Source organism: Stenotrophomonas sp. I18B00994 (assembly GCF_014145825.1).
GTDB lineage: Bacteria > Pseudomonadota > Gammaproteobacteria > Xanthomonadales > Xanthomonadaceae > Stenotrophomonas > Stenotrophomonas maltophilia.
This window is the reverse complement of record NZ_JACIUW010000001.1, coordinates 285,188-308,537: the sequence shown is the minus strand read 5'-3', so window position 1 is coordinate 308,537 and position 23,350 is coordinate 285,188. Positions and strand designations below refer to the sequence as shown.

At 62.0% G+C, this 23,350-nt stretch carries 22 protein-coding genes; 9 read left to right on the top strand and 13 right to left on the bottom strand.

What is annotated here, in order from left to right; translation table 11 throughout:
* Positions 1–3 precede the first annotated feature (3 nt).
* Positions 4–2,970 (top strand): Tn3-like element TnAs1 family transposase, encoded by a 2,967-nt coding sequence (locus tag H4O10_RS01445; RefSeq protein ID WP_005413400.1) that lies wholly within the window; start codon positions 4–6, stop codon positions 2,968–2,970.
* Here the strand turns inward: H4O10_RS01445 and H4O10_RS01440 are convergent.
* On the bottom strand, positions 2,967–3,167 hold the full coding sequence (locus tag H4O10_RS01440) for a hypothetical protein (protein ID WP_032966765.1): 201 nt from the start codon (positions 3,165–3,167) through the stop codon (positions 2,967–2,969). The two genes, H4O10_RS01445 and H4O10_RS01440, sit on opposite strands and share 4 nt — an antisense overlap.
* A gap of 61 nt (positions 3,168–3,228) precedes the next feature.
* Between H4O10_RS01440 and H4O10_RS01435 the strand changes: the two genes are divergently transcribed.
* Entirely contained in the window at positions 3,229–3,489 is a 261-nt protein-coding gene (locus H4O10_RS01435) for a hypothetical protein (RefSeq protein WP_049401600.1), read from the top strand.
* Positions 3,490–4,695: 1,206 nt separating this feature from the next.
* Complete coding sequence (locus tag H4O10_RS01430) at positions 4,696–5,370, top strand: helix-turn-helix transcriptional regulator (protein ID WP_005413401.1); 675 nt, start codon at positions 4,696–4,698, stop codon at positions 5,368–5,370.
* A 314-nt stretch (positions 5,371–5,684) separates the two neighbouring features.
* On the opposite strand, the gene H4O10_RS01425 is transcribed toward H4O10_RS01430, so the two are convergent.
* The 5 genes from H4O10_RS01425 to H4O10_RS01405 form a co-directional block, all read right to left on the bottom strand.
* Positions 5,685–6,143, bottom strand: a complete 459-nt coding sequence (locus tag H4O10_RS01425) for a cyclin-dependent kinase inhibitor 3 family protein (RefSeq protein ID WP_021201830.1) — start codon at positions 6,141–6,143, stop codon at positions 5,685–5,687.
* 1,269 nt (positions 6,144–7,412) lie between these two features.
* On the bottom strand, positions 7,413–7,844 hold the full coding sequence (locus H4O10_RS01420; protein WP_031269101.1) for an NIF family HAD-type phosphatase: 432 nt from the start codon (positions 7,842–7,844) through the stop codon (positions 7,413–7,415).
* An 88-nt stretch (positions 7,845–7,932) separates the two neighbouring features.
* Positions 7,933–8,565 (bottom strand): hypothetical protein, encoded by a 633-nt coding sequence (locus tag H4O10_RS01415; RefSeq protein WP_021201832.1) that lies wholly within the window; start codon positions 8,563–8,565, stop codon positions 7,933–7,935.
* A gap of 172 nt (positions 8,566–8,737) precedes the next feature.
* Complete coding sequence (locus H4O10_RS01410) at positions 8,738–9,679, bottom strand: SseB family protein (RefSeq protein ID WP_049401588.1); 942 nt, start codon at positions 9,677–9,679, stop codon at positions 8,738–8,740.
* 2 nt (positions 9,680–9,681) lie between these two features.
* Positions 9,682–9,975, bottom strand: a complete 294-nt coding sequence (locus H4O10_RS01405; protein ID WP_223224794.1) for a BPSL0761 family protein — start codon at positions 9,973–9,975, stop codon at positions 9,682–9,684.
* Between the two features lie 294 nt (positions 9,976–10,269).
* Here H4O10_RS01405 and H4O10_RS01400 point away from each other — a divergent pair, with 294 nt between their 5' ends.
* The 5 genes from H4O10_RS01400 to H4O10_RS01380 all read left to right on the top strand — a co-directional run bounded on the left by H4O10_RS01400 (position 10,270) and on the right by H4O10_RS01380 (position 17,092).
* The gene (locus H4O10_RS01400; RefSeq protein WP_021201833.1) at positions 10,270–10,533 is read left to right on the top strand and encodes a cation transporter; all 264 of its coding nucleotides are present in this window, start codon (positions 10,270–10,272) and stop codon (positions 10,531–10,533) included.
* A 137-nt stretch (positions 10,534–10,670) separates the two neighbouring features.
* On the top strand, positions 10,671–11,066 hold the full coding sequence (locus H4O10_RS01395) for a hypothetical protein (RefSeq protein ID WP_005413404.1): 396 nt from the start codon (positions 10,671–10,673) through the stop codon (positions 11,064–11,066).
* 73 nt (positions 11,067–11,139) lie between these two features.
* Positions 11,140–12,444: a TolC family protein gene (locus H4O10_RS01390; RefSeq protein ID WP_170935783.1), complete on the top strand. Its 1,305-nt coding sequence runs from the start codon at positions 11,140–11,142 to the stop codon at positions 12,442–12,444.
* Complete coding sequence (locus tag H4O10_RS01385) at positions 12,441–13,955, top strand: efflux RND transporter periplasmic adaptor subunit (protein WP_005413406.1); 1,515 nt, start codon at positions 12,441–12,443, stop codon at positions 13,953–13,955. Before H4O10_RS01390 ends, H4O10_RS01385 begins: the two co-directional genes overlap by 4 nt.
* A complete protein-coding gene (locus tag H4O10_RS01380) occupies positions 13,952–17,092 on the top strand; it encodes a CusA/CzcA family heavy metal efflux RND transporter (protein ID WP_076738936.1) in 3,141 nt (1,046 codons plus the stop codon). The genes H4O10_RS01385 and H4O10_RS01380 overlap by 4 nt, the downstream gene beginning before the upstream one ends.
* A 104-nt stretch (positions 17,093–17,196) precedes the next feature.
* Here the strand turns inward: H4O10_RS01380 and H4O10_RS01375 are convergent, their stop codons facing one another.
* Both H4O10_RS01375 and H4O10_RS01370 read right to left on the bottom strand, forming a co-directional pair.
* A complete protein-coding gene (locus H4O10_RS01375) occupies positions 17,197–18,027 on the bottom strand; it encodes a DUF4198 domain-containing protein (RefSeq protein ID WP_005413408.1) in 831 nt (276 codons plus the stop codon).
* A 26-nt stretch (positions 18,028–18,053) separates the two neighbouring features.
* Positions 18,054–18,389 carry a TonB-dependent receptor gene (locus tag H4O10_RS01370; protein WP_239511223.1) on the bottom strand — a complete coding sequence of 112 codons (336 nt, stop codon included), beginning with the start codon at positions 18,387–18,389 and terminating at the stop codon, positions 18,054–18,056.
* Between the two features lie 46 nt (positions 18,390–18,435).
* On the opposite strand from H4O10_RS01370, the gene H4O10_RS01365 reads away from it, so the two are divergent.
* The gene (locus H4O10_RS01365; RefSeq protein WP_187756563.1) at positions 18,436–18,624 is read left to right on the top strand and encodes an arginase family protein; all 189 of its coding nucleotides are present in this window, start codon (positions 18,436–18,438) and stop codon (positions 18,622–18,624) included.
* A gap of 29 nt (positions 18,625–18,653) precedes the next feature.
* Here H4O10_RS01365 and H4O10_RS01360 read toward each other — a convergent pair whose 3' ends face one another.
* The 5 genes from H4O10_RS01360 to copC form a co-directional block, all read right to left on the bottom strand.
* Positions 18,654–19,205, bottom strand: coding sequence for a DUF305 domain-containing protein (locus H4O10_RS01360; RefSeq protein WP_031269107.1), 552 nt, complete (start codon positions 19,203–19,205; stop codon positions 18,654–18,656).
* Between the two features lie 74 nt (positions 19,206–19,279).
* A complete protein-coding gene (locus H4O10_RS01355) occupies positions 19,280–19,555 on the bottom strand; it encodes a hypothetical protein (protein ID WP_005413412.1) in 276 nt (91 codons plus the stop codon).
* A 21-nt stretch (positions 19,556–19,576) separates the two neighbouring features.
* Positions 19,577–21,898 (bottom strand): copper-translocating P-type ATPase, encoded by a 2,322-nt coding sequence (locus H4O10_RS01350; RefSeq protein ID WP_219625521.1) that lies wholly within the window; start codon positions 21,896–21,898, stop codon positions 19,577–19,579.
* A gap of 61 nt (positions 21,899–21,959) precedes the next feature.
* Positions 21,960–22,889 carry a copper homeostasis membrane protein CopD gene (gene copD, locus H4O10_RS01345; RefSeq protein WP_017354978.1) on the bottom strand — a complete coding sequence of 310 codons (930 nt, stop codon included), beginning with the start codon at positions 22,887–22,889 and terminating at the stop codon, positions 21,960–21,962.
* Positions 22,890–22,899: 10 nt separating this feature from the next.
* Positions 22,900–23,283 (bottom strand): copper homeostasis periplasmic binding protein CopC, encoded by a 384-nt coding sequence (gene copC / locus H4O10_RS01340; protein WP_005413416.1) that lies wholly within the window; start codon positions 23,281–23,283, stop codon positions 22,900–22,902.
* Between the last annotated feature and the right edge of the window lie 67 nt (positions 23,284–23,350).

Below are 23,350 nucleotides of genomic sequence, written 5' to 3'. Positions count from 1 at the left end.
CACATGCCGCGTCGCTTGATCCTCTCGGCCACGGAGCGGGGCACCCTGCTCGCGTTGCCAGAAAGCCAGGATGACCTGATCCGCTACTACACCTTCAACGACTCCGACCTGTCGCTGATCCGTCAGCGGCGCGGCGACGCCAACCGCCTCGGCTTCGCCGTGCAACTCTGCCTGCTGCGCTACCCCGGCTATGCGTTGGGCACTGACAGCGAGCTGCCCGAACCGGTCATCCTGTGGGTGGCCAAGCAAGTCCAGACCGATCCGGCGAGTTGGACGAAGTACGGCGAGCGCGATGTGACCCGTCGCGAGCACGCCCAGGAACTGCGCACCTACCTTCAACTGGCCCCGTTCGGCCTGTCCGACTTCCGCGCCCTGGTGCGCGAGCTGACCGAACTGGCCCAGCAGACCGACAAGGGCTTGCTGCTGGCCGGCCAGGCGCTGGAGAGCCTGCGGCAGAAGCGACGCATCCTGCCGGCGTTGAGCGTGATCGACCGGGCTTGCTCGGAGGCCATTGCACGGGCCAATCGGCGGGTCTACCGCGCCCTGGTTGAACCGCTCACGGACTCGCATCGGGCCAAGCTGGACGAGCTGTTGAAGCTCAAGGCCGGCAGCAGCATCACCTGGTTGACCTGGCTGCGCCAGGCACCGCTGAAACCCAACTCTCGGCACATGCTTGAGCACATCGAGCGGCTGAAGACATTTCAGCTGGTGGACTTGCCCGAAGTCCTGGGCCGGCACATCCACCAGAACCGCCTGCTCAAGCTGGCCCGCGAGGGTGGGCAGATGACGCCCAAAGACCTCGGCAAGTTCGAGCCGCAGCGGCGCTATGCGACCCTGGCCGCCGTGGTGCTGGAGAGCACTGCAACCGTGATTGATGAGCTGGTGGATCTGCACGACCGCATCCTAGTCAAGCTGTTCAGCGGCGCGAAGCACAAGCATCAGCAGCAGTTCCAGAAGCAGGGCAAGGCGATCAACGACAAGGTGCGCCTGTACTCCAAGATCGGCCAGGCGCTGCTGGAGGCCAAGGAAGCCGGCAGCGACCCCTATGCCGCCATCGAGGCGGTGATCCCCTGGGACGAGTTCACCGAGAGCGTCAGCGAAGCCGAGCTGCTGGCCCGGCCGGAGGGCTTCGACCACCTGCACCTGGTCGGCGAGAACTTCGCCACCCTGCGCCGCTACACGCCGGCTCTGCTGGAGGTATTGGAGCTGCGCGCCGCCCCGGCCGCGCAGGGCGTGCTGGCAGCCGTGCAGACGCTGCGCGAGATGAACGCCGACAACCTGCGCAAGGTGCCGGCCGATGCTCCCACCGCCTTCATCAAGCCGCGCTGGAAGCCACTGGTGATCACCCCGGAAGGCCTCGACCGGCGCTTCTACGAAATCTGCGCCCTGTCCGAGCTGAAGAACGCCCTGCGCTCCGGCGACATCTGGGTCAAGGGCTCGCGGCAGTTCCGCGACTTCGACGACTACCTGCTGCCGGCCGAGAAGTTCGCCGCGCTCAAGCGGGAACAGGCCCTGCCGCTGGCGATCAACCCGAACAGCGACCAGTATCTGGAAGAGCGCTTGCAGCTGCTGGACGAGCAGTTGGCCACTGTCGCCCGCCTGGCCAAGGACAACGAGCTGCCCGATGCCATCCTCACCGAGTCCGGGTTGAAGATCACCCCGCTGGATGCGGCGGTGCCGGATCGGGCGCAGGCGCTGATCGACCAGACCAGTCAGTTACTGCCGCGCATCAAGATCACCGAACTGCTGATGGACGTGGACGACTGGACGGGCTTCAGCCGCCACTTCACCCACCTGAAGGACGGGGCCGAGGCCAAAGACCGGACGTTGCTGCTGTCCGCGATCCTCGGTGATGCGATCAACCTCGGGCTGACCAAGATGGCCGAGTCGAGCCCCGGTCTGACCTACGCCAAGCTGTCCTGGCTGCAAGCCTGGCACATCCGCGACGAGACCTATTCGGCGGCCCTGGCCGAGCTGGTCAACCACCAGTACCAGCATGCCTTCGCCGCCCACTGGGGCGACGGCACCACCTCATCCTCCGATGGCCAGCGTTTCCGGGCTGGCGGCCGGGGCGAGAGCACCAGACACGTCAACCCGAAGTACGGCAGTGAGCCGGGACGGCTGTTCTACACCCATATCTCCGACCAGTACGCGCCGTTCAGCACCCGCGTGGTGAATGTCGGCGTGCGCGATTCCACCTATGTGCTCGACGGCCTGCTGTACCACGAGTCCGACCTGCGGATCGAGGAGCACTACACCGACACGGCCGGCTTCACCGATCACGTCTTCGCCCTGATGCACCTGCTGGGCTTCCGTTTCGCGCCGCGCATCCGCGACCTCGGCGAAACCAAGCTGTACGTGCCGCAGGGCGTGCAGACCTACCCGACGCTGCGGCCGCTGATCGGCGGCACCCTGAACATCAAGCACGTCCGCGCCCATTGGGACGACATCCTGCGCCTGGCCAGCTCGATCAAACAGGGCACCGTCACTGCCTCGCTGATGCTGCGCAAGCTCGGCAGCTATCCGCGCCAGAACGGCCTGGCCGTGGCCCTGCGCGAGCTGGGCCGGATCGAACGCACGCTGTTCATCCTAGACTGGCTGCAAAGTGTTGAGCTGCGCCGCCGCGTGCATGCCGGCCTGAACAAAGGTGAGGCGCGCAACTCGCTGGCCAGGGCGGTGTTCTTCAACCGCCTTGGGGAAATCAGGGATCGGAGCTTCGAGCAGCAGCGCTACCGGGCCAGCGGCCTCAACCTGGTGACGGCGGCTATCGTGCTGTGGAACACGGTGTACCTGGAGCGCGCCACCCAGGGGTTGGTCGAGGCCGGCAAGCCGGTGGACGGCGAGCTGCTGCAATTCCTGTCGCCGCTGGGCTGGGAGCACATCAACCTCACCGGCGATTACGTCTGGCGGCAGAGCCGCAGACTGGAAGACGGGAAGTTTCGGCCCCTACGGATGCCCGGAAAACCTTAGCGTACGATTTTTTCCGAATTCTGCGAGCCCCCCAGGAAGAATTGCGTAGACCCGCGCGCAGCAAGCACTACGTTGTGCTGAGGGATCAGCAGCAGCTTTGCCCCCGCGGAATACGCCCCTGTGAGAGCATCCTCTGCCAGGGTATCCGCTGCGACGACGAGGTGGTCACGAGTGAGGAGAACGTTGAGGATGCTCATTGCGGGATCGTCTAGACGTTTGCAGACTATCGCCTTCCCCTCCCCTCCTGTCCAGACTGCTATGGCCTCCGCGATCACACAAATTCTTGGTCGCCCCAATGCTTGCGAGAACGCACTTGAGATACGCCGCGGCTACCTCAAGGCGATGGAAGATGCGCTGCGGGTTTCGCTTCTGATCCACCAAGATCCAAGGCTTCTGTTCGACACGTGGGCCAGACTGCTCCCCTTGATCGCTCAAAGCCACGAGAGTGACGGCAGCCAGCCATTTGCGACCGGGATCGTCCGCTCGCGCGATCATGGATCCCGGCGGTTGGCTGGCTGAGCGTATGGTTGCAATATAGGAAGCAATCGCGCGCGGACCAGAACGCTGTTCATCGCAGACATTCTTAGGGTGCCATTGCAGAGATTTCAGCTTTTGAGGAATAAAATTTCAGTGCAAGACGGTCCATTGCAGAAAAATTTGACTTGCGACTGACGCAACGCAGAAATTGCTGATGCACGGATGATGCAATGCAGAGATTACCGGCTAACAGATGCTGCAGCCCAGCCGGCCAACTGAGGGCTTTGCCCGATGGACGAGCCGTTACTCTTGCCTGCAGATCACGATTCTAGGATGACTTGTGCCTCAATCGGCTGACCAGGATCGGGCGTCTGTGCTGGAGGGCTCCTTAGAGCTCTTGGGTGAAATTCGAGCCGCTTGGATGGAGATAGAGCATGGACGTGACCGAAGATCGACGGCGGTGGCGGCACTTTGCCAGATGTCCCTTGATCACGCCGTGGCAGTACAGTCCCTGATCGCTACTCTGCCCCAGTCAGCAATCTCGCTGGTCCGGCCCCAGTATGAGGCCCTCGTGCGTGCAACCTGGGCATGTTATGCAGCTACCGACACCGACATCGAGAAGCTTCTTGCGCCCCTGACTCTGGAGAGTCAGCAAGCGGCAAAGAGGCTCCCTGGCGTTCAGGACATGCTCGTAAAGCTTGAGTCCTCTGGGCCCCGAGGAGCATCACAGTTGTTGGGCAGAGCCAGACAATGCCTTTATGTCGGCTTGAACTCCTATCTCCATGCCGGGATTCACCCCTTGGCAAGGCAGTTAAATGGCTACCCGGGCGCGCTTCTGGCGGGGGTGGCCATGAACAGCAATGCGCTTGCCATGCTAACCCTTCTGAATCTGGCGCACCTGTGGCCAGGCGAACCAGTTCTGGCATGGATGAATGCACTGCATCATCAATTTGGGGGTGTTTTGCCAGAGTTGGAGCCATTGACCCCCCATCAGCCCTCGCCATAGAGCTGTCCCGGATCGCCTGCGCGTCTAGGGTGGGGTCTGTGGTGAGTGACTAGGCAGTTGGGCCTCGCCCCCCTCTGGGGGCACGGGGAGAACATCACGGGCGCATAAGCAGTTGCCCCGGATTTCTCGTTGGGGCAAGTCCTGGCAGTTGATCTGTGTCGGGGGCCTGTCGGGCGACTGTCATGTTTCCAAGTTCGGCACCCTCCTAATCTGGGCTCCCTACCCCTCCGGAGTTATCTTCTATGACCACCAAGACCCCGCCTCGCCTGCTTACCGCTGCTGAGGTTGGCGCCTGCATTCGCCAGTTCCGCCAGTTGCGTCATTGGTCGCAAGAACAATTGGCCGAGATCTCGGGCCTGAACGTGCGAACAGTTCAGCGGGTTGAGCAGGGTGACTCGGCCAGTTTCGACACCCGTCGCGCACTGGCGCGCGCCTTCGATTTCAATGACATCGATGCACTCAACAAGCCTTTCTCGCTGCCGACAGACGAGGAACTGCAGGCGGCGCAAGCGCAGTTTGAGCGCGACTACATCACCCTGGCGGTGTCCCCGCTTGCTGCTGGGCGCGAGCTGGCCAGCCTGATCGTTTCGTGCGACATGGATCTGTCCGAACCGGCTTTCGAGCTGTCGCGCGAGGCGGCGAGCGAGTTTGCTGCACTGGTCGACTACTACCGTGAGTATCGCGACTGCCAAGACCTGTATTCAGAAGTCGACAAGCTAGACATCTACGACGGGCTGCAGCAGCGCATTGAGGTCCTGCGGGAACTGGGAGTATCACTGTCGCACGGTCAGCGTAAGGTCGTCATTCGGATGGGCTCAGGTATGCCGATGGATGCCACGGTCCTGTACGTCGTGGCGTTTCGCCTCGGCCACGAGTGCAGTCAGATCGTAACTCCTAAGGCAGCACGCATCGGCTGAGTCAGCATTCATTAGATCGATAGTGGTGGCGATACATCTGACAGATGTCTATTGATCGCGCCGTCGCAGTACAGTCCCTGGAGGTTGCCCTGCCTTAGTCAGCGATAGCGCTGGTCCGGCCCCAGCACAAGACCCTGATTCGTGCGACAGCAAGGTTCTTAGCTTTCGAGGCAGCGAATTTTTGATGTGCCCTGAACCCTCGCGAAGATCCACTATGGAGACGCCGTCGATTTCTGGATCCAGACCTAAGAAGCCCTCGAGTTCTGGATCCACAGGCAACTCGTCCTTGAGTTCCTGACTGCGCACCTGAGTGGTCAAGCTCCGCCCGGGTGAAGGCTCTGCGCCCAGTACTCTAGGAACTCCTCTTGAGCAATCGTTTCGATTGCGCCTGGCCTGGCATGCCGCACCATGTGGATGGCATCCGATGCCCGCTTGGCCTCGCCAGACTGCAGCAAAAGCATGGCAGCGACCGTTCCCGCGCGTCCCAACCCCCCCTTGCAGTGGACCACGATCCTTTGACCGCTCAGCATGTCAGCGACGAGCTCAGCACTTAGCTGTAGCCAATCTTTGAGGAGTCTGTCGTCTGGTGCGGCTCCATCAGTGATTGGCAGTCCATGCCAAGAGATGCCCTTCCCCGCCACTATCGCCGGTAAGCTCTCGATTCGAAGGTCCTTGAGCTCCCAAGGCTCAAGCAAGGTGACTAGGTGAGTGGCACCCCAGTCCTGAATAGCCGAGACGTCCACATCTAGGTCTCTCGCCCATGCTCCAGTCATGGCGACTTCCTGGTACTTGCCTGGCGCAAATGTCACCCCTATGCCGCCTCCATGGGCTCCAACAGGCAACTCTGCAATCAGTAACGGGTGGCTAGCGCTGGTGCGCATCATTTCGGCTCTCCCAACATGCGGTAACGTTCTGCGTCGTGCGCCGGGGCGCTCCCCGCTCATTCGCTGCACGGCTAGGATATCGGATGTTCAGATATCGTTGAACTGGAGAGAACACCTAAGGGTCAATATCGGAAAGTCAGATAGACAGTCTGTGGGCAGGTTGATATCCTGACAACTGGTATCGCGATTTGAGGGCTGTGTGGCCTATGTCGTTAGCCAACCGACCCTCATCGCGCCCTGGCCAGAACTGGACAATTTCGTTCGTTCAATAGGTCCCTTTCTTGCGTGCGCGTGGTGCGCGCTAGAGCGCTCAAGAACGGCTAGTTCGCCGGTAGCTGCTGAGGGGTTGGCCTCGCAGGCACTTGACACGCTTGCGACGCTGCGCGTCCTCCATCGCGAACCAGTCGAATGTTCTCGGCTTGCCGCAAGATCTCTGTATGAGCCCCTGGCTTGGTCCTACAAATCTCCGTGGTCTCGCAGTGACTTGAACCTTGAGTCGGCATTGACCCGGTCGCTCACCCAGTGGGCGGCTGAGTGCACGCCCAGTGCGAGGCGGAATCTCGGAATTTCACTGGCATCCACCGAAGCTCGAGCGTACTTGGCAAACCTTCTGCGGAAGCATCGGTTGGACCCGAAGCTAGGCGACGGGCTTCAGTCGATTGGATCGCCTGAATGGAATGCGCTCAGCTTGGGGCGTAAGCGCTACGTGCTGTGGGCGAGCATGCGAAATTCTGCCTCGGAGTTCATACAAAGCGGTTTGGATGAGCATGCCGCGAGGCGAGCACTTGATCGCGAGATAAAACGCAGATGCATCTGGTTAGCTGGACGCGAGCAAGCTGGAACCCTCGCCCGGAAGGATTTTTGCTTCTTGCCTGGTCAGGGTTGGCGTCAGCCGTTGATCCTGGACGTTGCAATGGAGACTTTCCTGCCGCTGGGCATGGCGTACTGGCTGGAACCTAGCGGCAGTTGGCAGCTTTAGCTTCTAGTCTGAGTAGACCGACCAGCTGCCACGGGTCCATGAGATGGTTTGAGGGGGCTCAGGACTCTATCGCGGTAAACGCCCCCCCAGGTCTATATCGACGGTTCTCCAACGAAGCGCTGGACCTTGGTTGACCGGCGAGCCTGTGGCCCATTGGACGCTGGCCAAGAGATGGCCCTCTAGTACTCGTTCAGTCGCTTACGGATTGCCTCGATGGCATCGTCCAGTCCCGCGTCGTCCTCGGGGTAAGGAGAACAAAACAGTTGAACCGGGACCCAGCAATGTTCCTGTCCCGGTTGTACATAGGGGGCGTAATCATCTAGTAGCCATGCAGAGCCGATGGGCTGGGAAACGTTGGCAAGATCCTTCGTCGGCCCAGTCCAGTCTATGTATGGCAAGCGGGCAAACCAACCCGGGGCCGCTCCTTCGCAAGCCAATAGGTCGGCAATCTCGCGAAATCTAGGCTCCGGAACTGTGGTGAAGATGACTAGACCCTCAAAGAGCGACTTTGCCGACTCCAGAAATTCGTAGAGGCCCGGGCGCGGGATCTGGCTTACAGCGTTGGAAATCAGCGTTCCTTCTAAGTCCAAGGCGAGGATGGAGGGGCGCATTGTGTAATGGTCCTCTTTGGCGGGGGTGAACGTCGGTACCGCTACCAAGCCCCGCCGGAGGGTGATCCGCCGGCGGGGCTTGGTAGCATCAGACATCTTCGAACTCGCTCGCTTGCTTGAGTTGGTTCTCAAGGAAATCAATGCGCTTCTGAAGATCGGCACTTAGATAGGCTTTGTCCGTAAAGTCCATTGCTGTCTCAGGGATCATCTCCAGCTCGACGCGTGTGGATGTAGCTTGACGAATCGCCAAGGTGGTCCAGGCCTTATCGCCCTTGACGAATCCGACAGTGAATCGAGCCGTAACATGGTGTTCGGGCTTGAGGCCTTCGATGGAACGGAAATCGCTGCGCACCTTCGACGTGGCTACAGGCTGTACATCGCCATTGATGTACAGCGCCGCATTCCAGCTCGCTTCGCTCAATGGCAGTGTTGAGCGGTTGATGATGCGGGCGGTGATGACTGGCTTGGGCCCAAAGAAGCTGTTTTCCATCCGGAACTCTGGATCAACCGCACTGACCCTCTTTAGCTCGGCGATAGTAGGAAGTTGATCGTTGGCCTCCTGTCGTAGCGCTTCTATCTCCTTGGGATTGCTATCCCTGATGTGCTTAACCTGCCCTCTCACCACCTGCCTTACGGAAGCGTTTGGGTAGGTCTGGTTCAGTTTTTCAAGAAGGTCGGCAGGGATTCGTGAGAAAAACAGCCGAATCGTCTCTAACACCATGATTCAACGAGGAAACACCCCTCGACGTCAGGCAGTTCGTGGATTACAGACCTAGGCTTGATTGAACCAGAAGCCGCGTGACACAGGCATTCCTGGAGTACTGCTCAGGCACGCGTGCCCTTCTTGAATATTGGATTCAAGAGTTTCCACGCTCCTGACCCAACGGAAACCTTCAAGAAGGCTCTGACCGTCGCCTGATCCATTGCAGTAGTTCCTCGTGCGGGATCGTACGTCCAGCGTCGACGTCGGCCATACCCTCGCGGGTCCGCCGTTCCTTCTCTTCCTCGGTCAATCCCGGAAGGAGTGCTAGTAGCTTATCTTCAGGGCTCATAGGCCGATGAGCTGTGCTCAAGTTGGCTTGATTCTCGTGAAAAAATATGGGCAGGATCTGGGGATCATCCAAGCCCGCCGGCAAAGGCAGCGATACGTCGTGGACCGCCAAGTCGATGATGACGTCCAAATCTGAGCATAAGGGCTGTATGGCGGTGGTCACCAGACGAGCCGCCCGCTCGGCGAAAGCCAGGTCCACCACCAGCCAGATCAACAGACCGGGAGGCTGTTCGACGCCCCCTGACGAGTGAGTTTCCAGGAGATAGGCCGACGAGACGAAGTCGGCGTGCTCAAGGCTGCCGCTGATGGCCGGAGCGAGCCAAGCCGGCGCGGCCTGGGCAGGTCTCACCGCGAACTCCGCCGGCGCCAGACGTTCCACCCTGGCCAGAAAGCCCGTATCCAACAATGTCGCAACCTCTTCCGGGTACAGGACAACGCCGCCGTAGTTGGGATTGAGCATCAACGTCGCGCCGCGAGTACCGGTTAGCAGCTCACGGCCTGAAACTCCCAGAATTCTGACAGCAGACGAGCTGGCCGCCTGCGCCTTGTCGAGCGAGGTAAAGAAAGGGATCGCATCGAAACCGTCAGGATGGCGGAACTGGACCAGCCGCAGTGTCTGCGCGTCGTCCGAGATGGGCGCATGCACGTACACGATCGCATCCATCAGTCGCTTGAAGAATGCGCGTTCCTCGGCCGCACTGTCGCGGGCCCGTTCAAAGGAAGCCTCCAGCGCTGTCTCCGCAGACGTAGTCCCTCTTCCACGCGGCCTGCTCGGTTGCTTCATGGTCAGATGCGATGAGGGCCGAGCGGGTACCCGGAGAACCAATCCGCCTCGATCTCGCTGCTCAGGTAGGGTCGTACGAAGGCCGACTGGGTCAGCGCTCGCAGCCGCTCTTCGTGCTCAGCAATCGCCTCGATGTCGCTGACGGTTGGATAGTGCCGCAGCAGTCGATATGCCTCTTGCCGCACCTCTTTAGGCACGGCTTGGCTGGCCGCTAGCTGCCTGAGGAACGCGCCCGCCTGCAGCACATTGCGGGTGCGCTCAGATGGCATCGTCATGACATCAAGAATGACTAGCACTAAGGAATGCTTAGCTTATCGCGTTTGTGGCCGGCCAGGGCACGGTGCAACTACAGACCTTGCGATTCCTGTATTAATGTAATATAATCAATAACTTAATTCGCATAAGTGAGCGTTATGTCCATGGAGTGAGGGCCAATAGGAACGAGCAGGTAGCCTGAGCCTTCCCATGATGGGAAGGTCAACAACGCGGGACGGATTACCACTCAACTTGCCTGTCGTTTGACCTTCCCACCGTGGGAAGGCTCATCGTCACGCCGTCGGCAAACCGCCGATGCTTTTGGAGGGTTGTCCATGAATCTCGTTGTTGAAGGTATGACCTGTGGTCACTGTGTCCGAACGGTCACCCAAGCCATTCAGGCCCTTGACCCCCACGCCCAGGTGGACGTCGATCTGGGCAGTGGCGTGGTCAAGATCGAGGGCCTGCTTGCCGTAGAACAGGCGGTTGAGGCTATCCAGCGGCAAGGCTATGTGATCGCTGCGGTGCTCCCTTCTGAGGCTGGTACGCCGGCCGCCCCGGCCGTCGCATCCTCCTGCTGCGGCGGATGCCACCGCTGAGTCCGCGCGAGGGCTTGATCCTGATCAATGACAGTCGGCCCCAAGAGGGCTAGACTGGCCATCATGAGAGCTCGCACGTCCCCTGCCCTGATCTGCCCAGCGTCCGCAGGCGCTGCTTCGGGCGTGCGGGAGCTGTCATGGTGAGGCTGCTGAGGCGATGGCGGCGACCCCGTTCTCGTGCCCGACTGGCATGGCTGGGACTGTGGGCGCTGCTGCTGCAGCAACTCGCGCTGGTGGCTTACGCCTGTCCGCTGGAATCGGTGGAAGCTGGACAAGCGACCCTGATGGTCGGTTGCGAAGAGATGTCCACGCCGGATCCCGATGCTCCGGCGTTGTGCGACCAGCATTGCCAGCGCGATCACATCGCCACGGCCGATGCGAAGGCCCCTCAAGTGCCTTACCAGCCCGCGCTGGCCGCCTTCGCGCTGGTGCAGGCTCTGTTGCCACCGGTACACGCGCAGTTGTATCGGGATGTTCCGGTGTGCGTGTCCGATCCGCCTCCCCTGCAGCGCTTCTGTAGCCTGCTGATTTAAGCCCCCTCCTGGATTGACCCGTGCTCGTGCTGCATGCGTTGCAGCGCGCTCGTTGTCGTTTCCCGGAGGTCTTATGGAGATGTCTTTCTTCTTGCGTGCAAGGCGCAAGATGGCGTGTGGGTTCGTGTTTGCCCTGGCGCTCAGTGGTCCTGTGCTGGCGGCATCGCCCGCTATCCCGATCAGCTACACAGAAGCCCTACAACGGGCGCTTGCTAACGCCCCAACCCTGCAGGTGCGCCGATCGCAGATCGATGCCAGTACCGAAGAAGCCGCGCGTGCTGGCGCGCTTCCCGACCCACGTTTGATCGTGGGGCTGGCGAACTGGCCCGTCAGCGGACCCGATGCCTTCAGCTTGCGGGCCGATGAGATGACCACCCAGCAAATCGGTCTGATGCAGGAGTTTCCTGCGCGTGCGAAACGACGTGCCGAGCACGCGTTGGCGCAAGCGACGCTGGCGCAAGCGCGCTCACTGTCGATGGCCGAACAGCAGATGGTGGCCCAAGCGGCCGCGCTGGCCTGGATCGAGCTGTGGAGTACGCAGCAAGCCGTAGATGCGTTGGAAGGTCTGCGCGAGCCGGCCCGTATAGCCGAGCGTGCGGCGCGTGCTCGCTTGGCAGGCGGCACGGCCGGGGCCAGTGATGTGCTTGCCGCCCAGGCCGCCCTACTGCAGTTGGACAATCGCCTGGAGCAGGTACATGCGGAGCACGCCGCCGCGCAGGCCGGCCTGGCGCGGTGGTTGGGTATTGCACCAGAGGCGATCTTGGCCAGTGGTGCGGCACCGGATTTTTCGCAGTTGCCATTGGAGCCCACCCAACTGCTGGCCAAACTGGACCAACACACGCCACTACTGGGCTGGGAGGCACGCGAGAGCTTAGCCCAGGCCCAGGTGGATGCGGCCGTGGCCGAAACCCGCCCGGATTGGAGTGTGGAGCTCACCTACGGACGTCGCGAGCGCGCACCCGACGGCATGGCGCGCAGCGACATGCTCATGGTGGAAGTGGGTGTGGGCCTGCCGCTGTTCCAGAAGAACCGCCAAGCACGAGGCATCGCGGCACGGCGGGCCGAGCTGGAGGCGGTGTCCGCAGAGCGCGATGAGGCCCGGCGCATCCAAGCCGAGTCGGTGCAACGCGCGATAGCGCGATGGCGCGGGTTAACCGGCCAGTTGGAGCGCCAGAACACGCAGAGCCTGCCTTTGGCGCGCGATCGTGCACGCACGGCGTTGGCCGCCTACGGCGCCGGTGCCGACCTGCAGCCGTGGCTGGAAGCGCGGCGCGATGAGATCGAATTGCACCTGGAGAACGCCCGTCTGCTGGGCGAACAGGGCCGTGCCTGGGCGGCACTGGCCTATCTGCTACCCCATGAGGAGAACACGCCATGAGCCCGACCAAGACGCGTCTCACACAGCTCGCCGTGGCCCTCGGGTTGCTGGCGCTCGGCTTTGCCGGCGGCTACGCCTGGATGACTCGAACCTCTGATACCACCCCGCCCCCCGGCACGAGCGTCGCAGATCAAGCACGCAAGGTGCTGTACTGGTACGACCCCATGGCGCCGGAGCAGCGATTCGACAAGCCGGGCAAATCTCCGTTCATGGATATGGAGTTGCTGCCCAAATACGCAGATGAGGCCATAGGGGGCGGAACGCAGATCGATCCGCGCCTGCAGCAGAACGTGGGCATACGCACTCAGGAAGTGACGGTAGAGTTACTAGGGACTGCCGTACGCGTGCCGGGCACACTGACGTGGGATCTGACCCAGGAAAGCGTGATCAGTGCGCGCATGGAAGGCTTGATCACCCACGTGCAGGTAAAGGCGCCGTTTACCGAGGTTCGTCGTGGTCAAACGCTGGCCACCGTGCAGGCCCCGGCATGGAACGCGGCCATCGCCGAAGCACATGCCCTGAGCCAAGCTCAGTCCGCGGGCGCGCGTGAGCTGCAGGGTGCGGCGCAACAACGGTTGCGTTCGTTGGGTGTTCCTTCTGGCGCCTCGGCCAGAAGTGGCGTCGTGCTTAGCGCAGACCACAGTGGTGTCGTGACCGAGATCCTGGCACGCGAGGGACAGACGGTGATGCCCGGTACGCCACTGTTCAAGATCAATGGGCTGGACACGTTGTGGCTGGAGGCCTCGGTACCCCAGGCAGCGCTGGGCACCTTGCGGCCGGGGACCTCAGTGCAGGCCACGGTCAGTGCCTGGCCGGCAGAGCGCTTTGCCGGACAGATCCAGGCGTTGCTTCCCCAGGTCGACATGGCTAGTCGCACGCAGCGGGCGCGAATTGTGCTGCGCAACCCGCAGCGTCGGCTGGTGCCGGGCATGTTCGCCGAGGTTCTGGTGCAGCCCGACGCCGAGCAGGCCCTGCCAGTCGTTCCCACGGAGGCGCTGATCGCCACCGGGCGGGACAGCCGGGTCATCGTGCAGGATCCGGACGGGAGCTTCCGGCCAGTGCGGGTGAGTGTGGGACGTAGCGTGCAAGGGCGCACGCAGATCGTGGCAGGCTTGGCCGGTGGTGAACGCGTGGTCGTCTCGGGTCAGTTCTTGCTCGACTCCGAAGCCAGTCTCTCCGGTGCGTTGGAGCGCCTGGGTGCTGCACAACCGACACGCCCTGCCAGCGCATCAGGTGTGCACGAGCGCCATGACGCCGGGCACGAACCACGCACTGTCGTGCCGTCACCGTCCAGACAGCCGGCGCCTGTCGCGCCAGACACCTCCACCTCTACGCCGCCGCGCTGCCCGGTGCAGTACTGGTATGACCCGATGGTGCCGGAGAAGCATTTCGACAAGCCGGGCAAGTCACCGTTCATGGATATGCAGTTGGTACCCAAGTTCGGCCCCGCCGCAGCCGCTGATTGCCAGGCAAGCGAGGTCATGTCCGAAGCGATGGAGGGCACACCATGATCGCGCGCCTGATCCATGCTTGCATCGCCAATCGCGTGCTGGTGCTGGTTGCCGCCGCGCTGCTGGCGGTGGTCGGTATCTGGTCGGTAAAGAACACGCCGCTGGATGCGCTGCCGGACCTGTCCGATACCCAGGTCATCATCCGCACGCAATGGGCGGGGCAAACCCCGCGCATCATCGAAGACCAGGTCACCTACCCGTTGGCCACCACGATGTTGTCCGTGCCGGGCGTGAAGGCGGTACGCGGCTTCTCCTTCTTCGGTGATTCATTCGTCTACATCCTGTTTGACGATGCCACTGATCTTTACTGGGCGCGCTCTCGAGTGCTCGAGTACTTGAGCCAGGTACGCGATCGACTTCCGCCGAATGTGAATCCGGCGCTGGGTCCTGATGCGACAGGACTGGGCTGGATCTACCAGTACGCCTTGGTGGATCGGACAGGTCAACGTGATGTGGGGCAGCTGCGTGCGTTGCAGGACTGGTTTCTTCGTTATGAGCTAAAAACCGTGCCGGACGTGGCTGAAGTAGCCAGTGTGGGCGGTGCGGTGCGCGCCTGGCAGATCCAGCCCGATCCGCAGGCGTTGGCGGCCCGTGGACTGACGGTGGCCGAGCTCATCGAGGCGGTGGATGCGGCCAACGGCGCTACCGGGGGCTCGGTGATCGAACAAGGCGAAGCCGAACTGATGGTGCGCAGCGAAGGCTACCTGCGCACACAGGAGGCGTTCGAACAGGTGCCGGTAACCGGCAACGACGGCATCCCCGTCCTGCTCGGCGAGGTGGCCACGATCAGTCGCGGGCCGGTCTTCCGTCGTGGTATCGCAGAGTTGGATGGTCAAGGTGAGGTGGCCGGCGGCGTGATCGTCCTGCGGACCGGCAAGGATGCCTTGGGGGCCATTCGGAACGTCAAAGCGCGACTGCAGGCGTTGCAATCCAGCTTGCCCGAGGGCGTGGAAGTGGTGCCGGTGTACGACCGCTCCGAGCTGATCCAGGATGCGGTACGCAACCTCACCCACAAGCTTGGCGAAGAGTTTCTGGTCGTAGCGCTGGTATGCCTGCTGTTCCTGTGGCACCTACGCTCGGCGTTGGTGGCCGTCATCACCCTGCCTTTGGGTATCCTGGCGGCCTTCATCGTGATGCACGCCCAGGGGATCTCCGCCAACTTGCTGTCATTAGGCGGCATCGCCATCGCCATTGGTGCGATGGTCGATGCAGCGGTGGTGATGATCGAAAATGCACACAAGCATCTGGAGCACTGGCGGGAGGCGCACGGCCGGGAACCTCAGGGTGAGGAGCGCTGGCAGCTGATGGCCCGCTCGGCGGCCGAGGTCGGACCGGCCCTGTTCGCCAGCTTGCTGGTCATCACCCTGTCTTTCGTGCCGGTTTTTGCCCTGCAGGCGCAGGAAGGGCGATTGTTCTCGCCTCTGGCCTACACCAAGACCTACGCGATGGCCGCCGCAGCAGGGTTGTCGGTGACCTTGATCCCCGTCTTGATGGGCTACCTGATCCGCGGCCGCATCCGCCCGGAACAGCAGAACCCCATCAATCGCATCCTGATCGCTGGCTATCGGCCCATCCTGCTGTGGGTCCTCAAACATCCCGGTGTCACCTTGCTGCTCAGCGGCCTGCTGCTAGTGCTCACCTTGATCCCCTTTAGCCGGTTGGGCAGTGAGTTCATGCCGCCCTTGGAAGAAGGCAGCCTGTTGTACATGCCCACGGCCCTGCCCGGCCTGTCCGCCGACAAGGCCCGTCAGTTGCTCCAGCTCTCGGGCCGGATGATCAAGACCGTACCGGAGGTTGAGCACGTGTTCGGCAAGGCGGGCCGTGCCGAAAGTGCGACCGATCCGGCACCGATCGAAATGTTTGAGACCACCGTGACCTTCAAGCCGCGGGATCAATGGCGCCCGGGCATGACCCCCCAGAAGCTACGCCAGGAGTTGGACGCAGCGGTCAAGATTCCCGGTCTGACCAACCTATGGGTCCCGCCCATTCGCAATCGCATCGATATGTTGGCCACCGGCATCAAGAGCCCGATTGGGATCAAGGTCTCCGGACCCGATGTGGAGCAGATCGAGCGCCTGAGCCAGCAGATCGAGCAGGTGGCCAAGACTGTGCCCGGCGTGAGTTCGGCACTGGCCGAACGCGTCACGGGTGGGCGCTATGTCGATGTACAGGTGCGCCCGGAAATCGCTGCACGTTACGGATTCACTCAAGGCCAACTCCAGCAACTGATTGCCACGGTCGTTGGCGGTGATCCAATCGGGGAAACGATCGAGGGGCGCGAACGCTATCCCATCGTCTTGCGCTACCCCCGTGGCCAGCGTGACTCGTTGCAGGCCTTGCAGGATCTGCCGCTGATCGCGCCAGGCGGTGTGCAACTGACCTTGAGCCAGGTGGCGGAGCTGTCAATCAGCCCAGGCCCGCCGATGCTCAAGAGCGATAACGGCCGGTTGGTGGGCTACATCTACGTGGATGTGGCCGATCGCGACTTGGGATCGGTGGTCCAGGACCTGCAAGCCGCGGTGCAGACCCAGGTGAGTTTGCCTGCCGGCTATGGTCTGGCGTGGTCGGGGCAGTACGAGTATCTGCAACGGGCTTTGGCACGCCTGCAATGGGTGGTGCCCGCGGCGTTGGCGATCATCTTCCTGGTCATCTGGATGGTGTTTCGCCGGCTTAGCGATGTATCCATCATCCTGCTCAGCTTGCCCTTGGCGTTGGTGGGCGGTTTCTGGTTGATCTGGGGGCTGGGCCATGCGATTTCGGTGGCCAGCATGATCGGATTCATCGCCCTGGGCGGCGTTGCGGCTGAGTTCGGCGTCATCATGCTGCTGTACCTGCGTCATGCCTGGGAGCAGCGCTTGGCCAGCGGTGCGCCGGAAGATGTGTCTACCCTGCAAGAGGCTATCTACGAAGGCGCCGTGCAACGGGTGCGCCCGAAGGCGATGGCGGTAGCCGTCATCCTGGCCGGGTTGTTTCCGCTTTTCGTCGGTGCCGGTGCCGGCTCGGAGGTCATGCAACGTATCGCCGCGCCGATGCTGGGTGGCATGCTCACCGCACCGGTGCTCTCTATGGTGGTGATTCCCGCAGCGTTCTATCTAGTGCGGCGACGTGGATTGCGCGCGGCGCGGGGCGACCAATGAGAGACAGACTGAGCACTTGAGGTAAGTCCCCACAAAAAGACGCCAGTCATGGAAGAAGTCATGACTGGCGTCAAAGGGGAGAGTACCGCCTACATGCTTACTTATCAGTGCCCGGCGTGCGGGGAAATCTCAAAGCTCAGCGACGCCCGATCCGACACAAAATCCAAACCCTTTTGTGTAGAGGGCACAATGTGATTGGTGTGGATGTACCAGGTCTTGGCGGTGGTCACCTGGAAACTGGCTTGGCCTTGGGCATCGGTGCGCAGGAGCGTAGCGCTACCGTGCCCACCCTTGACCGGTGCGTCAGCACGATGACCGACGTACACGCGTAGGTTGGGCACTGGCGTGCCCTGCTGCAGCACCTGGAACGACAGCTGTTCGCCGACCTTCACGCTTCCAGGATTGCGGGCCAAGCGGATCTCCAGCGGATAGCCCAGCGAGGCAGCGAAATCGTCGGTCAGTTTTGTGCCCACCTGTCCAATGGTACGAGCATGCTTGGTATAGCTATAGGTGACCCCTTTGGGAAACTTGCTCGCATCATAGGTGGCCAGGGTATCGGGCAAGTCTTCCAACTCCAGGTACTTGCCGAACTCGCTGGCCGTACGCGTGCTGGTGGAGGCCATCGTCGAGACCCCCAGCAGATAGGTGCCCTCGCCCGCCGGATGCACGGTGAGCTGGCTCTGCTTGCCGACCTCTTTCCAACTGGCCAAGTCCGGTGCAGCCTTAGCGCCGCCCTGACTCAGCGAAACGTCCTGTAGACGCGCTCGGGTGACTGCACCTGCACTTTCATCGAAGGTGCCATTGTTCACCAACGCTGTGTTCGCCTCGCCCGCTGCGGTGCCAGGCTTGGAGAAAGCGACAAACAGGTCGTGCGCACCGGCACTGCCGGCCACAGCGAACAGCAGTAGTGTGGCGGATAGTTGCGTGTTTCTCATGATGTGTAGCTCCTCGTGATCGTGGCTTACCAGTGGTAACCAAAGCGGACATTCCAGCGACGACCCAGCAAGTCGTACGTCATGGTGTCGGTGTCGGTGTCGGTGTTGGGGTTGTTCTTCACGAACGGCGCCTTCTTATCGAGCACTTTTTCAACGCCGGCGGAGATATCCCACTTCTTCTTGATGCCGTAGCTCAGTTGCAGGCTGTGGTACACCACGCTGGACACATGCGAGCCGATCGTGTCGGGCACGGCGATGATGTCGTCCGCGCTGCCGATGTACTGCGCCGAATAGACGCCGGTCCAACGGTTCTTGCCCATACGCAGTGAGCCCAAGCCACGCCACTGGGTGTAGCTACCCAAGCCGCTGGTGATCTTGCCGGCGTACTCAATGGTGGTGGCCCCGGGCGTGAGCGCCCCCAACCCACGCGGGGTGAGTCTGGAGGTCCTGGAAGCCCTGCTGGATCTGGTCATGGCCTCGGGCAAGGTACGTGTGGTCGACGTGGCGGAACTGTGTCCGCCCCTGGATCCGGATCAAGCCACCGCACGTGTGGCCGCGCGTTTGATCCACCGAATGGTCAGTGCGCAGGCTCAGTGAAGTGATATCGGCTGGCAAAAGGCAGTGAGCTAATGGGAACGCTCAGCCAGCAACTGCTTCATTTGCGCGATCTCCTGTGTCTGCGAGGTAATAATGTCCTGGCAGAGCTTCACCAACTCAGGATCCTTCAGACGATTCTCCTCACACATCAGGATGGCGCCAGCGTGGTGGGGAATCATCGAACGGATGAACTGTTTGTCAGTGACCGCTGCTTGAGTGCGAATGCCCCACCAGCAGAACAGCATGAACGCCACCGTCAGACCAGCCAGAATCAGATTGCGTCGGCGATCGGGGTACATGCTGGACATTAGCCACAGCTCGATCAGCAGCATGGGAGCGGCCATCAGGCCCGCCATGTAGAACTGGTTCACGTTGTTATAGACGTTAGCCCACTGATCGACCATTGCGTACATCAATGCGTACATGGCCACGAAAGACAGGCCCATCATCAACAACAGGCGGCCGTAATGGCCTTGATGCCCTTGTTGTGCCTGGTGGGCAGGTTGGTGTGAGGCGTGCGGTTTTGCGTGCTGGGACTGCGGGTCTTGCGCGTTTTCGTGCGTACCGTGCGAAGAGGACATAACAATCTCCGTGGGAATGGCAGAACGGCGGAAGAACCCGCGAACTGTTGGAACAGCTCCCGGGCTGAGAACACTTACATACCCTTGCCGGCAGCGAATTCCTGCGGGCTCAGCTTGCCATCTTTGTTGCTATCGAGCATGCCAAAGTGCGGCGCCAGCTTGTGCTTGGCCAGTTCTTCCTTGGACAGCGAGCCGTCCTTGTTGGCATCGAGCTTGGTGAAATCGGCATCGGCCGCCGCCGGCTTGTGCTGACCGTGGTCGGTGGTGGGCGTGGTGGTCTGGCCGCCGGCGAAGGCCGCGCCCGCCATCAGGAACAAGGCCATCATCGAGAGGGAGGCATAACGCTTCATTGCAGTACTCCTTGTGGGATATCAGTGACAGGAATGGCCGCGCGCAGGCTCATCGGCGCGGTCAGGGTGGGGGGTGGCAACAACGGTGGAGCCGGACAAACGCAGGGCATTGGTGACCACCGAAACCGAGCTCAGGCTCATGGCCAGGGCCGCCATCATCGGACTGAGCAAAAGGCCGAAGCTGGGATACAGCAAGCCGGCGGCGATAGGCACGCCGATGGCGTTGTAGACGAAGGCGAAGCCCAGGTTCTGCTTCATATTGGCCACCGTCAAAGACGAGATGGCACGGGCTTGCACGATGCGCCTCAAATCACCCTTGACCAGGGTGAGCTGGGCGCTGGACATGGCCACATCCGTGCCCGTCCCCATCGCGATGCCCACATCGGCTGCCGCCAGGGCCGGCGCATCGTTGATGCCATCGCCAGCCATGGCCACGCGACGACCCTGGGCTTTGAGTTGCTGGACCAGGTCGGCCTTGTCCTGCGGCTTGACGCCACCACGCACATCCTCGATGCCCAGCGTGCGCCCCACGGCCTCGGCCGTCGCCTGTGCGTCACCGGAGGCCATCACCACGTGCAGGCCATCGGCACGTAGCAGGTTCAAGGCAGGCAAGGTCGTGGCTTTGATGGGATCAGCCACCGCAATGGCGCCGGCCAACCGACCATTGACCGCCAGGAACATCACGCTAGCGCCTTCTTTCCGAAGACGCTCGGCGCTGCTTTGCAAAGGTGCTACATCGGCGCCAACCGACGCCATCAGGCTTTGGTTGCCGAGCACGACATCCTGATCGGACACGCGCCCGCGGACGCCTTGGCCGGTGAGCGAATCAAAATCTTGGGCGGCCACCAGGTTCAAGCCACGTCGCTGGGCTTCAGCCACGATGGCCTCGGCCAAGGGGTGCTCACTGCCCTGCTCCAAGCTGCCGGCCAAACAAAGGATCTGATCGGCGTCGAAGCCGGCGTTGGAGAGCGTGTCGCGAAAGGCTGGACGCCCCTCGGTCAACGTACCGGTCTTGTCCACGATCAACGTGTCGATCAGACGTAGCTGCTCGATCGCCTGAGCATCGCGGAACAGGACCCCGACCTGCGCAGCGCGGCCAGTGGCGACCATGATCGACATGGGGGTAGCCAAACCCAAGGCACACGGGCAAGCAATGATCAGAACCGATACGGCATTGAGGACGGCAAAGGTCCAGGACGGTTCGGGTCCAAACAGACCCCATCCGAAGAACGTGAGCACCGCCGTGGCCAGCACGGCCAGGACAAACCAGTACGCCACCTTGTCCGCCATACGCTGCATCGGCGCGCGGGAGCGCTGGGCTTGGGCTACCAACTGCACAATCTGCGCCAGTACCGTCCCGGATCCGACTTTGTCCGCCCGGATGACTAAGGCGCCCGTCCCGTTGAGCGTGGCGCCTATAACGTGATCACCGACAGCCTTCTCCACCGGAATGGGTTCACCGGTCAGCATCGACTCATCGACACTGGCGCGGCCTTCGATGACTTCCCCATCGACCGGCACCTTCTCGCCCGGTCGTACGCGAAGCAGATCACCCACGTGCACGTGATCCAGCGCAACGTCCTCTTCGCCCCCATCGGGTTTGACGCGGCGAGCCGTCTTGGGCGCCAATCCCAGCAGGGACTTGATGGCCGCCGAGGTTTTGGAACGCGCCCGCAGTTCCAGCAGCTGTCCGAGCAGGGTGAGCGAGACGATGACCGCTGCCGCCTCGAAGTAGACCCCTACCCGTCCATGCTCGCGGAAAGAGTCCGGAAACAGGTCCGGTGCCACGGTGGCCACCACGCTGTAGCCAAACGCGGCGGCCACGCCGATGCCGATCAGCGTCCACATGTTGGGGCTGCGATTGCCGATGGACTGTAGGCAGCGCTCAAAGAAAGGCCACCCCGCCCAGAGCACCACCGGGGCGCTCAGCACGAGCTCAATCCAGGTGCGCGCCTGCGTGGACAAGCCGGGCAGACGGTGTCCCAGCATGGCCAAGACCAGGACGATCAACGTCAAAGGCAACGTCCACCAGAACCTTCGGGTGAAATCGCGTAACTCTGGATTGTCGTCCTCCTCCAGCGAGGGCATCTCCGGCTCCAGCGCCATGCCGCAGATCGGACAGGTGCCGGGACCTGGCTGACGAATCTGCGGATGCATCGGGCAGGTGTAGACCGTGGCGTGGGTACCGCTGGGTTGGGCCACCGCTGCTGGGGCGGTCACTTCAACTTGCTGGGGAGCATCGTCCGTATAGCGGACGGGATTGGTGATGACCCGTCCATCCGCAGCCTCGACAGGGGCTGCGCCTGCAGAATGGTGATGGTCATGGGACGACGGTGAGTTCATGCCGATGCTCGCTTTAGTGGGGATGGACTGCCAAGGCAGTGTGCCATTGCGGGTTACACAGCTATTCGGGGCTGAGCGTCCCGAGCACTGAAACAACAATCAGGATCAAGATGGCCAGCGCGGCCTCAGCCGTAACACTCTGCCGCAAAGCCCGCACCTCCTGCGCGGGATCTCCGCTGGTCAGCGCTCGTTCCAAGCGCGGCACCAGCGTCCATCGGTGCAGCGCTCCCAAACCCAGCATTCCAGCGAACAGGGCCAGTTTGAAAAGCAGCAACTTCCCGTAGGTGCTCTGGAACAGGGCCGAAAACGACCACGCGGTGAGATCCCCGTAGTGCGCGATGCCGGACACGATGAGCGCACCAACGAAGATCGTTCCCAGCGTCGAAAAACCATGCAGAAAGTCATGCGTTGATCGCAGACGCCCGCTGCCGTTCGTCTCTTTGCCGCGCAGCAGCATGGCAAGGAACATCAGGACCGCTGCGATCCAGCCGCCTGCCGCGAGAAGATGGACGATGCCTGCAGCAAGCCGGACCGCGCCTGCCAAGCCCTCGCCAGCGGCGGCGTGGCCGTTCCATGCCAGCGAAGCGAGTGCGCCGCCCGCCAGCATCGCCCCCAGCGGGAAGGCGGTCTCCACCTTCCCGCGGCGACGATGCCATCCGAGCACGAACATCAGGGCGACCAGCAGCGCGCCTCTCGCCATGGCTGCCCGGCCCGCGGACGTCTCGAGCAGATACCAGCCAAGCGATGCGCGATCAACCTCGGCAAGCGGCATTCCCATGATGCCCGCGGTCTTGAAGACGACATCGAGCCCGGTGAGCACGAGACCGGCTACGGCACCCGCCAATAGAACGCCCATGAGTGACCACCCGGCCAAGGCGTCGGCGAGTGCCGATCGACGCGACCCGTACCAACCGAAGAGTGGAACCCCGAAAAGAACCATGATGACAAGGTATTCCAAGAATCTCAGTGCATAAGCCGACAGGTCGAACATTCGCGACTCCTCAGCGCACCGTGAAGCTGAAGCTGCCCGGCATGGGGTGGTTGTCACCACCGACGGCGCGGTATTCCACGGTATAGACGCCCGGAGCCAGCGGTCCAGGCAACTTGGCACGCAGGGTCTTGCCGTTGTTGACGATCTCGGTCGTGAAATTCTCGATCGGCATGGTGGAACTGCCGTGCTTCATGAGCAACTTGAGACGCGACGCCCGCGGAATCAATGTCTCGTTGAACACGAGATCGATCTGGCCTGGCGAGGCCACCACCGCATTTGCCGCCGGTGTGGACTGCTGCAGCGCGGCGTGGGCGTGCGCGACCTGCAGCGAAAACTGCCCGGCCGCGATTGCGAGGACGAGCGCGAAGGAGCGAATGACGTTGGACGACTTCATATGGATAAATCCTCATTGGAATGTGATGCAAAGCCCGTTCGGGAGGGGCCGCGCTGTGTTCGATGCG

Bases quoted from the DNA above. Each gene is read 5' to 3' on its own strand.
- H4O10_RS01395 (WP_005413404.1), top strand. From the start codon at position 10,671: ATGGTGAGGCTGCTGAGGCGATGGCGGCGACCCCGTTCTCGTGCCCGA.
- H4O10_RS01425 (WP_021201830.1), bottom strand. From the start codon at position 6,143: ATGACTGGAGCATGGGCGAGAGACCTAGATGTGGACGTCTCGGCTATT.
- H4O10_RS01385 (WP_005413406.1), top strand. From the start codon at position 12,441: ATGAGCCCGACCAAGACGCGTCTCACACAGCTCGCCGTGGCCCTCGGG.
- H4O10_RS01380 (WP_076738936.1), top strand. From the start codon at position 13,952: ATGATCGCGCGCCTGATCCATGCTTGCATCGCCAATCGCGTGCTGGTG.
- H4O10_RS01435 (WP_049401600.1), top strand. From the start codon at position 3,229: ATGGCCTCCGCGATCACACAAATTCTTGGTCGCCCCAATGCTTGCGAG.
- H4O10_RS01390 (WP_170935783.1), top strand. From the start codon at position 11,140: ATGGAGATGTCTTTCTTCTTGCGTGCAAGGCGCAAGATGGCGTGTGGG.
- H4O10_RS01360 (WP_031269107.1), bottom strand. From the start codon at position 19,205: ATGTCCTCTTCGCACGGTACGCACGAAAACGCGCAAGACCCGCAGTCC.
- H4O10_RS01355 (WP_005413412.1), bottom strand. From the start codon at position 19,555: ATGAAGCGTTATGCCTCCCTCTCGATGATGGCCTTGTTCCTGATGGCG.
- H4O10_RS01420 (WP_031269101.1), bottom strand. From the start codon at position 7,844: ATGCGCCCCTCCATCCTCGCCTTGGACTTAGAAGGAACGCTGATTTCC.
- copC (WP_005413416.1), bottom strand. From the start codon at position 23,283: ATGAAGTCGTCCAACGTCATTCGCTCCTTCGCGCTCGTCCTCGCAATC.
- H4O10_RS01410 (WP_049401588.1), bottom strand. From the start codon at position 9,679: ATGAAGCAACCGAGCAGGCCGCGTGGAAGAGGGACTACGTCTGCGGAG.
- H4O10_RS01375 (WP_005413408.1), bottom strand. From the start codon at position 18,027: ATGAGAAACACGCAACTATCCGCCACACTACTGCTGTTCGCTGTGGCC.
- copD (WP_017354978.1), bottom strand. From the start codon at position 22,889: ATGTTCGACCTGTCGGCTTATGCACTGAGATTCTTGGAATACCTTGTC.
- H4O10_RS01440 (WP_032966765.1), bottom strand. From the start codon at position 3,167: ATGAGCATCCTCAACGTTCTCCTCACTCGTGACCACCTCGTCGTCGCA.
- H4O10_RS01445 (WP_005413400.1), top strand. From the start codon at position 4: ATGCCGCGTCGCTTGATCCTCTCGGCCACGGAGCGGGGCACCCTGCTC.
- H4O10_RS01350 (WP_219625521.1), bottom strand. From the start codon at position 21,898: ATGAACTCACCGTCGTCCCATGACCATCACCATTCTGCAGGCGCAGCC.
- H4O10_RS01430 (WP_005413401.1), top strand. From the start codon at position 4,696: ATGACCACCAAGACCCCGCCTCGCCTGCTTACCGCTGCTGAGGTTGGC.
- H4O10_RS01400 (WP_021201833.1), top strand. From the start codon at position 10,270: ATGAATCTCGTTGTTGAAGGTATGACCTGTGGTCACTGTGTCCGAACG.
- H4O10_RS01415 (WP_021201832.1), bottom strand. From the start codon at position 8,565: ATGGTGTTAGAGACGATTCGGCTGTTTTTCTCACGAATCCCTGCCGAC.